The sequence below is a fragment of the Nodularia chucula CCY0103 genome (assembly GCF_963923915.1).
Taxonomy (GTDB): Bacteria; Cyanobacteriota; Cyanobacteriia; order Cyanobacteriales; family Nostocaceae; genus Nodularia; species Nodularia chucula.
On sequence record NZ_CAWUOL010000062.1, the window covers coordinates 1 to 15,436 of the forward strand.

The 15,436-nt window shown below is 39.4% G+C and carries 11 protein-coding genes; 5 read left to right on the forward strand and 6 right to left on the reverse strand.

What is annotated here, in order from left to right:
* The coding region (locus ACM0OP_RS16190) for a hypothetical protein (RefSeq protein ID WP_414529450.1) at positions 1-856 on the forward strand (856 nt) is incomplete at its 5' end.
* Here the strand turns inward: ACM0OP_RS16190 and ACM0OP_RS16195 are convergent.
* The 4 genes from ACM0OP_RS16195 to ACM0OP_RS16210 all read right to left on the reverse strand — a co-directional run bounded on the left by ACM0OP_RS16195 (position 834) and on the right by ACM0OP_RS16210 (position 8,775).
* Entirely contained in the window at positions 834-6,365 is a 5,532-nt protein-coding gene (locus tag ACM0OP_RS16195; protein ID WP_414529451.1) for a trifunctional serine/threonine-protein kinase/ATP-binding protein/sensor histidine kinase, read from the reverse strand. The two genes, ACM0OP_RS16190 and ACM0OP_RS16195, sit on opposite strands and share 23 nt — an antisense overlap.
* Positions 6,366-6,609: 244 nt before the next feature.
* Complete coding sequence (locus ACM0OP_RS16200; RefSeq protein WP_414529452.1) at positions 6,610-7,497, reverse strand: hypothetical protein; 888 nt, start codon at positions 7,495-7,497, stop codon at positions 6,610-6,612.
* Between the two features lie 91 nt (positions 7,498-7,588).
* The gene (locus ACM0OP_RS16205) at positions 7,589-8,101 is read right to left on the reverse strand and encodes a hypothetical protein (RefSeq protein ID WP_414529453.1); all 513 of its coding nucleotides are present in this window, start codon (positions 8,099-8,101) and stop codon (positions 7,589-7,591) included.
* A gap of 20 nt (positions 8,102-8,121) precedes the next feature.
* Positions 8,122-8,775, reverse strand: a complete 654-nt coding sequence (locus ACM0OP_RS16210) for a class I SAM-dependent methyltransferase (RefSeq protein ID WP_414529454.1) — start codon at positions 8,773-8,775, stop codon at positions 8,122-8,124.
* A gap of 88 nt (positions 8,776-8,863) precedes the next feature.
* On the opposite strand from ACM0OP_RS16210, the gene ACM0OP_RS16215 reads away from it, so the two are divergent.
* A complete protein-coding gene (locus ACM0OP_RS16215) occupies positions 8,864-10,456 on the forward strand; it encodes an ArnT family glycosyltransferase (protein WP_414529455.1) in 1,593 nt (530 codons plus the stop codon).
* Between the two features lie 268 nt (positions 10,457-10,724).
* On the opposite strand, the gene ACM0OP_RS16220 is transcribed toward ACM0OP_RS16215, so the two are convergent.
* Complete coding sequence (locus ACM0OP_RS16220; RefSeq protein ID WP_414529456.1) at positions 10,725-11,861, reverse strand: cob(I)yrinic acid a,c-diamide adenosyltransferase; 1,137 nt, start codon at positions 11,859-11,861, stop codon at positions 10,725-10,727.
* A 215-nt stretch (positions 11,862-12,076) separates the two neighbouring features.
* Here ACM0OP_RS16220 and fraC point away from each other — a divergent pair, with 215 nt between their 5' ends.
* From fraC to ACM0OP_RS16235, 3 genes are read left to right on the forward strand one after another with little or no spacing between them, the layout of a single operon-like run.
* Entirely contained in the window at positions 12,077-12,622 is a 546-nt protein-coding gene (gene fraC, locus ACM0OP_RS16225; RefSeq protein ID WP_414529457.1) for a filament integrity protein FraC, read from the forward strand.
* Between the two features lie 18 nt (positions 12,623-12,640).
* Positions 12,641-13,714 carry a septal junction protein FraD gene (fraD, locus tag ACM0OP_RS16230; protein WP_414529458.1) on the forward strand — a complete coding sequence of 358 codons (1,074 nt, stop codon included), beginning with the start codon at positions 12,641-12,643 and terminating at the stop codon, positions 13,712-13,714.
* A 59-nt stretch (positions 13,715-13,773) separates the two neighbouring features.
* A complete protein-coding gene (locus ACM0OP_RS16235) occupies positions 13,774-14,553 on the forward strand; it encodes an ABC transporter permease (protein ID WP_414529459.1) in 780 nt (259 codons plus the stop codon).
* A gap of 164 nt (positions 14,554-14,717) precedes the next feature.
* Here ACM0OP_RS16235 and ACM0OP_RS16240 read toward each other — a convergent pair whose 3' ends face one another.
* The gene (locus ACM0OP_RS16240; protein WP_414529460.1) at positions 14,718-15,374 is read right to left on the reverse strand and encodes a pentapeptide repeat-containing protein; all 657 of its coding nucleotides are present in this window, start codon (positions 15,372-15,374) and stop codon (positions 14,718-14,720) included.
* Positions 15,375-15,436 lie beyond the last annotated feature (62 nt).

Consider the following 15,436-nt stretch of genomic DNA (forward strand, 5'->3'; position numbering starts at 1 on the left):
CCCAGTCCCCAATCCCCAATCCCCAATCCCCAATCCCCAATCCCCAATCCCCAATTCCCAATCCCCAATCCCCAATCCCCACTTTCTGAAAATGTTACGCGTTTATCATCTATTTCTAGGAATTATTTCATTAGCATTATTAGCACCCGTGGGAATCAAAACTCTTCTCCCTAAAAATTCTCCTGGAGTAGAAGAAAATCCCATTCCTGTAACAACTACAACCCCTACCAGTTATCCCCTGACTACCCAAGAAATTCCCATCAATTTCGCTCAAGAAAATACTTGGAATAAAATTTTGGGGAAAACACCTACCCCGAAAGAATGGACAGTCACACCTTGTAACGGTGAATCACCCCTGTTGTGTATTTCCTTTCAGGGAGAACTCTTAGGAACTGTAGAAATGGAAGTTTATCCCCTTAGTGATCATCCCAACTTCCAAAAAAATCTCAAGGATGCCGGAATATCAGCCAATTCTGAATTAAAATCCGACAGTCCTGAATACCAAAGCAAGTTATTAATAGCACTCCAGGCTTGGGTTACAGATGTGAACGCTACTTTTTTAGAATCCCGTCAAAACACAGTAAATAACCAAGTTAACTTTTCCGCCTACCCACCAGAACCAGCACCCCTTGGTAAACTTCAGGGAATACGCTATGGTTTTGTTGGTATTAGGGCAGAAGGTGGAGTCCAAGAGTTACATATTAGTCATGTGGCTTTTGATGGTGAGGCTTTGTATGTCATGACTACAGCTTTTGCACCAGCCTCGGTTACAGGTAAATTTGACGAATTGGAAAACTTAGCAATTTTTCAACCTTACTTTTGGGCGATCGCCGCTAATTTAAATTTACCTCTTTAGCAGATAATGGGATCTCAATAAAAAATTCTGTACCATTTCCCGGAGTAGAATTACAAGTTAACCGTCCTTGGTGCTGAACAACTACCACCTGATAACTAATAGACAATCCCAAACCCACACCACTTCCCACTGTCTTAGTAGTAAAAAATGGGTCAAATATTTTTTGCTGTACCTCTGGTGTCATCCCATCAGCGTTATCAGCAATGGTAATTCGTAAGAGATCACCATCAATAATTTCAGTGGAAATATTAATGATGGGATTGTCTGCGGTTTCTCCGTGAGTGCATGATTTTTTTAAAGCATCAATGGCATTATTTAAGATATTCAGAAATACTTGATTGATTTGACTAGCAAAACAAGTCACCTTCGGTAGTTCCGCATAATTTTTGATCACTTGAATTTTGGGACCATTACTAGTGCATTCCAATCGATGTTCTAAAATCATTAAAGTATTATCGATACCTGCATGAATATCCACAGCTTTCATTTCAGCTTCATCTAAGCGGGAAAAGTTGCGTAATCCCAAAACAATATTTTGAATCCGGGAACTACCTACATTCATAGACTCGATAATTTTCGGTAAATCTTCACAGAGGAAATCCAAGTCAATTTCTGCGGCTTTCTTTGTTACTAAATCAAAATCTTTTTGCTGACAGATAGTGATGAAATTTAATAAATCTTCCACATATCGATTCACGTGTTCAATATTAGCGTGAATAAAATTGATAGGATTATTAATTTCATGAGCAATTCCCGCCACCATTTGCCCTAAAGAAGACATTTTTTCACTTTGGATTAATTGAGCTTGGGTACTTTGTAATTCCGCCAGTGCTTGTTGTAAACTTTGATTTTTTTCGTAAATTTCTTGGGTACGTTTCTCTACTTTTGCCTCTAATTGTTGATTAGATTGTGCTAAACTATGATATAGTATTGCATTTTCTAAAGAAATTGCAGCTTGAGTAGTCAAGAGTTTAAGAACTTCAATGCGATCGCGTGGAAATGCTCCTGTAGTGACATGATTTTCTAGATAAATAATCCCCATTAATTTACCTTGATTGATAATGGGAATACATAACAAACTTTGCGGTTGCTGACTGAGAATATAGGGATCTTCTGCTAGGAATCTTTCAGTTGTACCATCATCACTCACAAATACCTCTAAAGTCCGTTTGACATATTTAATCAAAGTAATAGGGACATCTGCACTTACTTCTAAGCTCACTGATGGAAAATATGTCGTGATATTTCCAGAATTAGAACTACAAGCAACAGCAGTGACAATTAACGGTAACTCTTCATCTTCAGTCATCATCAGCACCGATTTAGCCGCTCCCGCATTTTCCATCACAACTTCCATGATGGTAGAAAGCAGTTTATCCAGTTTTATTTCCTCAGAAAGTGCTTGAGAAGCTTTAATGACAGCAGCCAAATCTAAAGAGTCAGAAATACTTATGTTAGAAGTAGAAGTTAATATAGATTGATCAATAGTATCAACAGTGTTGTCTATTTCAGGGAGAGTATAATGTTTTGGTTGTAGTGTACAAGCGAGCAATTGGGGATAACGTTTCACCAAATCATTAACTTTAGCTGCTGCTCCCCAGCGAATATAAGCATAGTAAGCATCAACTAAATAAGTTTGACCAATCTTGTTTTTTCCCCATTCGAGATAAAATTTAGCCGCCAGTTCATAAGCGAGAGCTTCTTCATTAAGATACTCATGTTCTTGGGATAAAGCAATAGCTTGATCATATAATTCCATTGCTGGCAAATATTCACCATTTACCCGATGTATTTCAGCTTCTACTAAATAAAACTTATGAAGATAATTCATAGGAGCATGATCTGCATATTGTCGTAATTTTGCTTGGTTATCTGCCACCTGCTGCATTAAATTATCTTGCTCATTTTCCTCCGTGGGGTATATAGCTAAAGCTGTCAGGGAATCATAAAAATAAAATACAGGGAGGGTAATCATTTCATGATCTCCTGAAAGATATTTTTTAATTTTTAGAGAATTTTCTTGATATCCAATATACTTACCAAATAAATAGCAAATCATAAATTTATATACATAGTAATAACTCAAGCCACTAATATCATTTGCCTGAGTTAGCACTGTTAATAATATATCTTCTTCGGCTGTATTCGTGAGAAAATTATCACCATCATCAGAACTGCCTAACAAATACTTAATACTCCGCCAATGTATTTGACAATATTGGACTATGTGCGATTGCTTAAGATTTCTGAGAATATGAATGTATTCTTTAATTTCTGCTTCTAGAGTTGTTAATTCTCGACCAATTAAATAAGAATTTTGACATCTAGCGTGTATACAGCAACTAGCATAGTCAAAATTTCCTGTTTCTAATCCAATGTGATAACCCTCTAACAAAATTGGCAGAGTTTCTCGAATATGATGCTTGAGATGAAATATTAATGATCCTAAAAGATATAAGATGTTAGCTTTAATATCTGTCAGCTTAAACTGATCAATTAGCTTCAGTCCTAAATTACCGAACTCATCTGCTGCTGCAATATTGTTTTCAATCCGAATTAATAGGATTCCATAACCTACATAAAAAGCAGAAGATAAAGGAGCATTTCCATATTTAATGGATAACTGAACCTGTGAAAAAACAATTAGTGGGAATAATAATGAATTGGCAATATAGGTCGCAGCACCCATACTAGATAAAATGCGAATAATTGCCAGTTGTTTTTCATCGGTCATGAATGGTAAGTTGAGTAAATCCGTACAAGTTTTATCCGCCAGTAATGCTGTGGTTTCTGCAAAAGCTGTCCCGACATCACTCAGAGTGGGGGAATCTGGAAAATTTATCCCAAAATATTCTAATACTTGCCGGGCAATGGCGATCGCATCCAACAATTGATTCTGAGATGTATAAACTTGAATTTTGATTTGATAAACTTTGGCTTTCTCTAGTACGGTTTTAGCTTTTGCTAAAAATATCTCAGCTAATTGTTCCATCTCCTCAAACTTGCAGGCTAAATATGCTACCTCTATAGCTGTTTCATATAAAGAGAAAGTTAGCTCATATTCTGTTAACCAGCTATCATCTGTAAGTAGATTAATTCCCGTAGTTAGATACTTCCAGGCGGAGGGGTAAGCCATTGATGCTAACGCTTTACGTCCAGCAAATAAATTCATTTCCGCCAACTCTTGACGTTCTGCTGTCAGGTGAATTGTGGGTATAGCGATATTAAATTGATTGACTATTTCAAAAATGATGTTTTCTATTTCAGATATTGCCGTATTTTTTAACAATAATTGCCCAATTTTCAGGTGAATTTCCGCTTTTTTAGCTGCGGGAATTAAAGTATAAGCAGCTTGTTGTACACGGTCATGAATAAATTTATACTTAACTAATTCTTCATCAGGATATTTGGCTACTGTATGAGACATTTCGCCTTCCAGGAAAACCAAACCTTGTAGTAAAGCTGGCCATAAATTGTTGGCTACATCTGCGGTTAATTGCTCATTGACAATAGCTAAAGTATTTAAGTCAAATTCATTACCTATACAAGCTGCTAATTTTAGCAGTTGTTGAGTGGCTATTGGCAATTTCATAAGTTGAATTGACATCAGTTCTAGCACGTCATCTGTGAGGGCTAATACCTGAATTTTATCTATATCATATTGCCAATATCCTAATTTAAAATCAAATTTCAATAATCCCTCTTGATATAAAAACTTGAGAAATTCATGTGTAAAGAAAGGATTTCCCTTAGTTTTAGTAAACACCATTTGTGTGAGTGCGATCGCCTCATTTTCTCCACAGAGCAAAGTATCAGCAATTAACTGATTTAAATGAGCTTGTCTTAAGGGTGTTAATCTGATATTACTGATAATAGCGCCATGTTGTTTGATTTCTTTGAGAGCGCAAGACAGGGAATGTGTTTGATTAACTTCATTTTCTCGGTAAACACCAATAATTAATAGACCAGGTTGATTTTTTAAGCCAGAACTAAAATTCAGAAAATCTTGATTATTGCTAGCGCTGAGTAATAATTGAATAAATTTCAAAGATGTAGCATCTGCCCATTGCAAATCATCCAAAAATATCACTAAAGGATGTTCCTTATTCATAAAAACTTGGATAAATCTTTGCAATAATAAATTAAAGCGGTTTTCCGTAGCAGTGCTAGATAATTCTGCCACATCAGGTTGTTTACCAATAATTAGTTCCAGTTCGGGAATCAGATTAGTAATTACTTGACCTTGTGTACCCAACACCGCCAAAATTTTAGCTTTCCATTGGGAGATTTCAGTATCTGTTTGTAAAAGAATTTGTGTAATTAAGTCCCTAAAAGATTGCAAAAATCCCGATAAAGGAATCCCTCGTTTAAACTGGTCATATTTACCTTTAATAAAATAACTACGTTGTCGCAAAATTGGTTTATGAATTTCATTAACTACGGCTGTTTTGCCAATACCAGATAATCCTGTCACCAAAATAATTTCTGTTGTCCCACTACTAACGCGGTCAAAAGCTGCAAGTAGTTTTTTGACTTCTGCATCCCGTCCGTAGAGTTTTTCTGGAGTCAAGAAACGGTCAGATATATCCTTTTGTCCTAATTGAATACTGGTAATATTTCCGGTTGCTTCCCACTGCTGCAAACATTGTTCTAAATCATGTTTAAGTCCGTAAGCACTTTGATAACGGTCTTCGGCATTTTTGTTCATCAGTTTCCTGATAATTGCAGACAGTGTGGGGGGAATCTGACTATTAACTTCGGTGACTGTGGGTGGTTGTTTAGCAATGTGACAATAGATTAACTCCATCGGGTCTGTGGTCGTGAAGGGTAATTGACCTGTAAGGAGTTGGAAAAATGTCACACCCAAAGAATAAAAATCACTGCGGTAATCAATCCCTCGGTTCATTCTTCCTGTTTGTTCGGGGGAGATATAAGCTAGAGTCCCTTCTAAAACATTGGGATTCGTCAGAAATTGAATTTCTCTAGGTAGTACAGTAGAAATACTGAAATCTATCAGTTTAACTTCTAGAGTCTGGGGTCGAATGATGATGTTAGCGGGTTTAATATCTTTATGAATGATGCGATTTTTTTCCTGGGGAAGGCTACCGCTATGTAGTTGCTCTAAAGTAGATGCTATTTGGATAGCAATAGCAAAAAACTCTCTGAGGGCTAAACCATTTCCCGGTTGCTGAGTTTTCCCAGCTAACCAATCTTGGAGGGATATACCGCCCACGTCCTCCATGACTAAAACATCACCGTTAGAGTAATTTTCTAAGGCTAAAGGTTTGACTATGCCAGAAATATCCAGGTTTTTACTGATGATGTACTGATTACGAAACTGAGCAATTTCTCTGAATGTCGGGCATTCATTCCGTTTCAGTTTGAGGATCACACCTTTTTGGTCTGTTTCTCTGATGGCTCGATAAACTAGGGTTTTATGGCTGCAATAAATCTGCTCGATAATCCGATATCCAGGAATAGTAAATCTAGTATTAGATAGCACTGACATTACAGCAACTCTCAGGGTATTTTGCCTTTAGCTTATTATGCCCTGAAGATATACGTTAAATATGATAATTTATGCGGCAAAAAGTTATATTTTCGGCAAATGGGGTGTGGGGAGTGTGGGGAGTGTGGGAGGTGTGGGGAGTGTGGGTATTGGAAACTAAAAATCTTTCTCCCTTGCACCCTGCCCCCTGCACCCCTGCCCCCCTGCCTCTTCCCAATACCCAATACCCAGTCCCCAGTCCCCATTAAATTTCCGCTACAGCTCGTTCAATTAAGCGACGTGCTAAGGTTTGAGTCCCTGTGTGTTCGTAGTAATTGGTGGCTACATCCAAAAATGCGGCGAGATAATCTAATTTATCGTCGGCGAGTTGCACAAAACTTTGCAAGTTACTCACTACTTTTTGCGGAGTTAAGTTATTTTGGGTAACTATGCCACCCATCCAACCTTTCACTGAGTCAAAACTTTCGCTGATAAAGTTCAATTTAGCGCCAGCACTGTCACCGGGAATTGCATCTTGAATACCTTGGAAGGTGGAGTTTTGTTGTAATTCCTGGGGATTCATCTGATTTAATGCTGATAAGGCGCTATCAATAAAGTTTGGCCCCAGTGGTATTAAACCATCAACGCAAACCAACGCTACCATGCGAATTAAAGATTCACCACTATACTCGCCCAAGGAGGCGACAAAATCGCCGATGCTGTCTCCGGGAATGCCGTTAATTTGACAGAAGGCGACTAATTCCACTACTAATTTTAGGCACAAATCAATAGTTTGGGCTTTGTCGGCTTTGGGGGTCATTTTGTTTAAAAAACCCAAGAGGGGAATTTTTTCACCGACTTTGTTGGCGAAGGCTGCTGCACCCAAGGCTTTATCGGTTTTATCTACGGTTTGATAAAGCCACATTGCTCTTTGGTATCCTTGGGATTTGTCGTTGTAAAGATAAATGGCGCGTTCACCAATTTGCTGAATTAAAGCTTCATCAGTTTCATGGGTGACGGTCTTGATGGTGTTGACAAAGCCCACGGTATTGTGCCACTGTCCCGGAGCGACAAAATCCAGGGACTTTAACATGGAAACGGTCAAGCCACTGGTGGGAAGTTCATCAACTAATTCAAAAATTGGTTTGTTCACAGGTTTCTCCTTGGGGTGTTCACAGTTATCACTAAATAAGTAGGTGTGATAACTTTTTACTGTTGATTGATTTAATCGGGGATAGTTACAGCTATTGCAATGTGGCTAAACCATTGAGATTAAATTTGGCAATCCATGCGGCGCGATCGCTGGCGGTAAAGGACGGATCACGGGATAATACTTTGACTTGGTAACGATTATTTACCAATACTGCTGTTTGAGTGTTGCCAATTTCCCGCGCTGGATAACCTGCAATTTGGGTGGTGCTGCTGCTATAGTTCTCTGCTGTGGCGGGTGTGCTGATGGTGTCGAAAATAGCTAACATGGCTAAGTTTTGACCGTTTCTTTTTAAGACTGCTTCGGCAAAACCTTGTTTTTCTTGGGTAAATACTCTCTCGTAACCATCACCAGCAGCAGGAAAGAATTTATTAAATTCTCCTCCCTGAGTAGCATCTTTGACGACTGCTTGACCTCTTTGTTGTTGGGTGCTTTCCTGCTGTACTTGGTCAAAACGACCGGGTGCGTCGGGGGTACAGGCGGTGGTGAGTAATAAAACTGACAGCAATAAACTAGCGAAAATTCGAGAAATGCGCGGGAATTTCATGTTTTAATGTTCCTGATATTTCAACTTTGAGCCATGCGGTGTGCTATTACAGCATAAAATGGGTCTCCTCCCCCAGCACCTAACCACTGTAAAAAATTTGGGACTGTGGATTGATTGACAATTACTTCTGGGGCTGTAAATCCGGGAACTGAGGCGAAATAGTGCTTGACTAATTCCACCCTAGTCTTTTCGGAAGCGTCGCGCCAAACCTGAATAGCTTTTTGGAAAAACATTCGGTTAGAAAAGCTGATAATTGCCAGACCTCCTGGTTTGAGGATACGATAAATTTCGGCAAATAGGGCTTCTGGATACTGAATATATTGGATAGAAACGCAGTTGAGAACAGCATCAAAACTTTGGTCTGGTAGGGGTAGTTGTGGTTGCTGATTCAGGTTTTGCACAAAATAATTATTTAAGCGGGGATTCCGGGCTAATTCTGCGGCGTTGAGTCCGTGTCCTTCAATGTGAGCAAATTCCATTTCTGCGGGGAGATGGGAGACCCAACTGCTCATTATATCTAGGATACGGGTGTTTGGTTGCAGGCGATCGCCATATAAATCTGTTAACTGTTGAATAAATCCTGCATCTACATGGGTAACGAATCGGGGATAGTCGTAAAATAGCTGGTCGTCTGTATCGTCTAATTTCTGGCGTTGATCTGGTTTGAGGATCATAAAAGATTATATTCAGTAAGTTTAGATAATATTCTGTATTCTATTGAATCTAAAGAATAAAAGAGAGGAGAGAATCAAGATTAATTCCATGCTATTTAGATTACGTCTATTCCCTTATCTCAGTTTACTCTTGTGGATACTGCCGTTACTGCTATTAAGTTCTGGGGAAAATAGCGTCATGGCTCATGATGAAGGGCTTTACGCCAGGCGATCGCGTGTGATGTTTGAATCTGGTGATTGGATAGCGCCTTGGGGAACTGTGCATCATAAAACCCCAGGCCCCTATTGGCTAATAGCTATCTCCTATCAGTTATTTGGCATTAGCGAAACTAGTATTAGGCTACCCAGTATGATTGCTGGTATTTTCAGCTTATTACTCATCTATGAAATCGGTAAAATTATCCTGAGTCAAAACATAGCTTGGTTAGCAGGTTTAATTTTAAGTGTGCAGTTTCTCTGGTTGCAATATTGCCGATTGGGTACGCCAGATGTGCCGATGATATTTTTAGTATTGTTAGCTATTTTTGCCTTACTGCAAGCAGAATTACATGATAAATATAGATATTTATGGAGTTTTATTGCTGGGTTAAGTTTAGGTTTGGGCTTTTTAATCAGAAGTTTTATGATTATTTTGCCTATTGTGGCTTTATTACCTTATTTAATTGCAGAACATCGCCGCCATCGTCATCTGAGCAACCCTAGTTTATATTTAGGTTTTGTGGTGGGTTTAATTCCCACATCGGTTTGGCTGTGGCTAAATTGGATGCGTTATGGCAGTGATAGTTATCAAGAATTAGTTAGGTTTGTCTTACAGTTAGGCTCAAATGAGCGTAGTGGTAATGGCATCATATTTTATTTCTGGAATGTCCCAATCAAAGCCTTTCCTTGGTTCTTTTTTGGTATTTTGGGCTTAGTATTGCTGCTGCGTCGTCCCCTACCTCGCTACCAATTAATATTAGTTGGTTTCCCCATTACACTATTTGGAGAATTGAGTATTTTTTCCACTCGTTTATCTCACTATAGTTTGTGTCTTTATCCGTTTATAGCTATGCTGGCGGCGGTGGGTTTAAGTTGGTTTGCTGAGAATTTGTATTTAAGCCCAGCCATTAAAAGCGAAGATTATCGAGAAAATCAGTCTAACTGGGTAAATGGTAAAAATCAGCCAGTGGCGGGTTATCTCAGCTATGGCTTTGGTGCATTGGGCATTTTATTAGTGCTAGCAGGGATGGTTGTTGATAATGAGGAGATTCGCAAGTATGGCATAGTGGGCTTAATTATGGGCTGTGCTTGGTTAATTCTGCCCATAGTGTGGCTTGGTCGTTACCAGTTTAAGTATTGGTTGGCGGGTTGGTTGATTCCTTGTTGGTTAGCCTTAGCTGTGGCTAGCGGTTTAGGTTTATTGGGTGACTATAATCCAGAGGTGAGAGTTTTTTTACAACAACCTGCGATCGCCACAATTCTGCAAAATCACCCAATTTATTTTATCCAGATAGACGGAAAAACTGCGGTACTACTGAATTTTTATACTCCCATTCATGGGGGACAGGTAAACTCAATAACTGAATTACCACCCTCTAGCTATGCTTGGATTTATGCAACCCAGGGGGCGGAATCAAGCACACCTCACCAAGTGATTGGTACTGTCAAAAATCACCAATTGATTAGAAGGACTGGGGAGTAGGGACTGGGGACTGGGGATTGGGGACTGGGGACTAGGGACTGGGGACTGGGGACTAGGGACTGGGGACTAGGGACTGGGGACTGGGGACTGGGTATTGAGAAGTAACAATCTTTCCCCACACCTCCCACACTCCCCACACTCCCTATTTCTTCCTCTTCTTGGTGGTAAAGACAGTAGTAAACATCATTAACATCCCCCCTAGAAGAATAGCGATCGCAAGTCCCCCTGTAATTAAGTCAAGTAAATTGCTGTTCTCCATAGTAAGTGTTTAAAAATCTACTCCGCGTTTGAGTTCTACACCGTGATTGGCATAATGTTTGTGACAGTATACCTCAGAGTGAACGCTGGCTAAATCAAAATAGGCTGGTTGTTGTTGACAGCGACCAGTAATAATTACTTCCGTGTCGCGGGGTTTGTTGAGTAAGGCTTCCACTATGGGTTCAATGGGTAGTAGTTCGAGGTCTACTGTGGGGTTGAGTTCATCAAGAATAATGGTTTTATAGAGTCCAGAGGCGATCGCACTTTTAGCAATTTCCCATCCTCTTTGAGCTTCTATATAGTCGGCTTCTTGACGAGAATTGCGCCAAACAATGGCATCTCGCCCACAACGTTGATGATCTACTACTTCCGGGTATGATTGCTGTAAAGCGGCGATCGCCGCATCTTCTGTATAGCCACTACCACCTTTGAGCCATTGCATAATTAACACACGGGTAGAACCAGGATGATTGATTCCCCTCCCAATAGCTTTTAATGCTTTCCCTAATGCACTAGTTGACTTACCTTTCCCCGCCCCAGTATAAATTTCAATCCCCTCTAAAAACAATTCTTTAGCTCTGGGATGGTCTTGGGGTTTCATTTCTGAGTGTAAATCGGCAATATCCAGCAAATTTTGCGGTGCGGCTCGTCCGGTGGCGATGATTTCTAATTCGTGGGGTTTGGATTGTAATGTCCGTACCACCTCATCCACTGGTAGCAAACCTAAGTCTAAAACTGGGTTAATTTCATCTAAAACCACAACTGAATATAAACCAGAGGCGATCGCACCTTTGGCCACATCCCAACCCCGTGCTGCTTCTTCTCTATCAAACAGGGTAATTTGATCATGTCCAAAAAATTCTGCTCTCCCAGTCCGCACCTGATCAATTAAATGGGGAAACCCTCGCTGTAAAGCGGCGATCGCCCCATCCTCATCATAATCACGCTCTGGACCCTTTAAAAACCGCAACAGTAGAACCCGGCCTGAGTCCCCTGGGGTATTGATTCCCAACCCTATAGAGCGTAACACTACCCCTAAAGCCGCTTGAGACTTCCCTTTTCCCACACCGTCATAAACGTGAATTTGGCCTGTGAGCCGCTCAGGACGCACTTGCGCCGTGCGAATACCGATGCCGTTCCTTGTCATCTCTTGAAAAGCTGTAACGTGGCAATCTCCAATTTTACCTTGAAAACCAAAAGCCTCTCAGTAGTATAACCACTGATATACCCCGACAGAGGAAAGCTAACAGGCTATAGTATCAAAAAGATAATATGTGTGACGACAAAAAATCACTTTTATACAAACCCTGTCTGGCTGTAACCACTGACTTAATTTCCCTAAACCCCCAACTAGAGTAATTTATGCTTGGAATTGAAAACTTTGCTATCCCTAAAGTTCTGCCTATCGGCGCTATGTTGTTTGAATTTTTGTTTTTACTAATTGCTATTCCCATAGAAGCATACGTTTTAAACAGGAAACTAAAATTCGATAAACAAACTAGTACATTTTATGCTATATCCATAAACCTTTTTTCCAGTACCATTGGTTGGATAATATTTTTTAGCATTGAGCCAATATTACCCATCAATCTCAAAGCAGAATTAATTAGTTATGTATTCTTTCATAATTTCCGCAACCAAGGGACACAATCATTCTTGCTGTTTACAGCATTTGTTATGTTTTTTATTACATTTTTTATGAAATTTTTCCTGTTAAAATTCTTAATAATCTCCTTAAAGGAAAATTTAAAAGCAATATATGCCAACAACCCCGAAAATAATCGTTTAAAATGGCGACGCAACAGCATTTCTAGATTACAAAATACTAATTTAGTGACTACTATATTAATAGCAAACTCTCTCAGTTACAGTGCTATTAGCCTGATTATATTATTGAGCAGAAAATAAAAAATTGGAGGCGTGAAGGTGCAAAGTTTATTAAAAGATGTCTTGGGATTTTTAAGTTTCTTTGCGGGGATTTATGAGGGATCTAAAAAAATATTTCTTCCCCCCAAAGCTTATGCATGGCAAACCTTTATTTATTTAAGTGTTTTTTCCTGGGTTTTTTCACTTTTATCTGCGGGTTATGTCCGAACTATTATTGCCTTTCTAGGGTGGTTATTTTTAATTGCTGGTACAGCTTGGTACACCACAGAAGACCCTTTAAGAGTTCCGGGAACTTTTATGCCGGTGGGAGCAGTAATAACTGGTTTTTTGGTGAGTGTTTTTGCATTTAGTAATCCAGAAAATATGATTACATCCAGGACAATTGTCCTATGGCCGACATTTTCGGCAATTATTACCGCAGTTCCTGAATTTGTTGAAGGTACTGATACTAGTACAAAAGCGAAACTTCCTAAACCAGAAGTTAGGAAAAAAGTTATAGTTTTATTGGGTACTAGTATGCTAATTAGTTGCTGGCTTCAGTTTTACTTTGTCATAGATAATTGGTTAGTACAATATCCCAGTTTACTCACAGATAATTTTGAGCGAAGTAATTTTGTGGTAAGAATTGTAGAACCACAAATAGAAACAGAGGAAGCACCAGCAGGAGAAACAGAAGTCCAACAAATTCCTAAAAATGGGGTGACAATTTTAGATACTTTGCAAATTCGAGTAGAAGAAGAATTAAATCAAACCCCTTGGTCACAAGTGGAAAGATGGTTAATAGATGTTACTGATGAAGTGAGAAGGTTGGGAAATCAAGTTATCAATCAGACACTAGGAGAGTATGAAGAAAGAAATTTATGGCGTGTAGAGGCGCGTGTGACTAATATCGAATCTGGATATGAATTAAATTTACTGAGTATTTGGAATGGTCCAAGTTCTAATCGTCAAGGATATTATCTGGAAAAATCTTGTCGGATTGAACCAATAGCGATATCTGAAATAAGTGGTAGAATCCCTCTCAGTCAAGTAGAAGCGATAAATACCGTTGCAGAAGTTGAATGCGATCCTTTAAGTAGATTTATTGCGGGTGCGCCACCAGCAAAGCAGTGAGGGAAAATGTGAGAAACTGGGGAATAATGGAATTGATTAGGGATTTTTAACTAAAAACCATGAATGTCGGCAGAGTTTTTTTTATTGCGAAGAATGTATTTCAGCAAATGGTGCGCGATCGCATTCTCTATATTATCGGCTTTTATGCCATTTTACTGGCCATCGGTCTGCGGGTATTACCAGAATTTGCCGCCGCTACTGAGGATAAAATGTTCTTAGACTTCGGTATAGCAGCAATGAGTGTTGTCACGTTAATTGTGGCGATTTTTGTGGGTACGGGACTAGTTAATCAGGAAATCGATAAACGCACTATCTTACTGTTAATCGCTAAACCTGTCAGCCGCATTGAAATTATTTGTGGTAAATTCCTGGGTTTAGCCTCTGTGCTGGCTGTATTGGTGGCTGTAATGACGGTAATTTATTTAGGATTTTTACAGCTTGGTAATATTCCCCATTCCGCACTCAGTATTTTAATTGGGTCAGGTTTTTTAATTGTCCAGTCATCTTTAATTACTGCTGTGGCGATTACTTTCGGTGTATTTACTAGTTCTCTATTGGCAGTAACTTTAACATTTGCTGTTTATTTAATGGGGAATATTACTCCTGATTTAGTCAATTTGGGCCGTTTGAGCGATAACCTGATGCTGCAACGGGTGACTCAAGCTTTGTACTTGATATTACCGGATTTATCCCGATTAGATTTAAAAAATGATGTGGTTTATGGCTTACCCGCCTTACCTGATCCTAGTGTATTAATTAGCAGCGTCGTTTATGGCTTAGTTTATATGATTTTGTTGTTGGCGATCGCCAATCTTCTCTTTTTGCGGCGTGAGTTTTGAGCAACCATACCATTAAGTGGGAGGTGTGGGGAGTGTGGGAAGTGTGGGGAGTGTGGGAAGTGCGGGAAGTGTGGGAAGAAAGATTTTTAGTTTCCAGTACCCAGTACCCAATCTCCAGTACCCAATCCCCAGTCCCCAGTACCCAGTACCCAGTACCCTAAATATCAATCAATAATTACTATGTGCGGCTCGGTAATTTCGCCATTCGGCATGATAGTATCTTGCAATTTAGCATAACTAATTTTGGTGTGCCAAAGATTAGCCTCACTGAAGTTAGCTTTGCTTAAGTTTGCTGATGTCAGGTCAGCATGAGTCAAGTTTACCTTAGTTAAATTAGCTTCTAGTAATGTAGCTCCACATAGCTTGGCGTTAGTGAGATTGGATCTAAATAAGTTAGCTGTAATTAGGGATGCTTCAATGAAAATAGCTGCGGTCAAGTCAGCTTCAGTTAAATCTGCATCACAGAGAGAAGCTCCCCAAAAGTTAGTATAGTTGCATTGCGATCGCCGCAAATAGCAACCACATAAATTGGCATAGCTGAAATCAGCCGCAGATAAATTCGCTAAAGACAAATCAGCCGCAGATAAATTAGTTTCACGCAGATTAGCCGCAGATAAATTAGCGCCATTCAGCTTAGTATTCTGGAGATTAGAACCAGACAAATTCGCCCCTTGTAAATTGGCTCTCATCAAATCCATACCACTTAAATCAACCCCCATCAACTCCATACCACTGAAATCACAGCTACTGAAATCTCTACGCTGACAAAATTTATCTCGGATTTGGCTTAATATTTCTTGTTTGTCAGCATAATTTCTCATGGTATTCACCTCAAATATCAATATTCACAGAGATTAGTTTTCTGACTTGTGCGCCAAAAAGT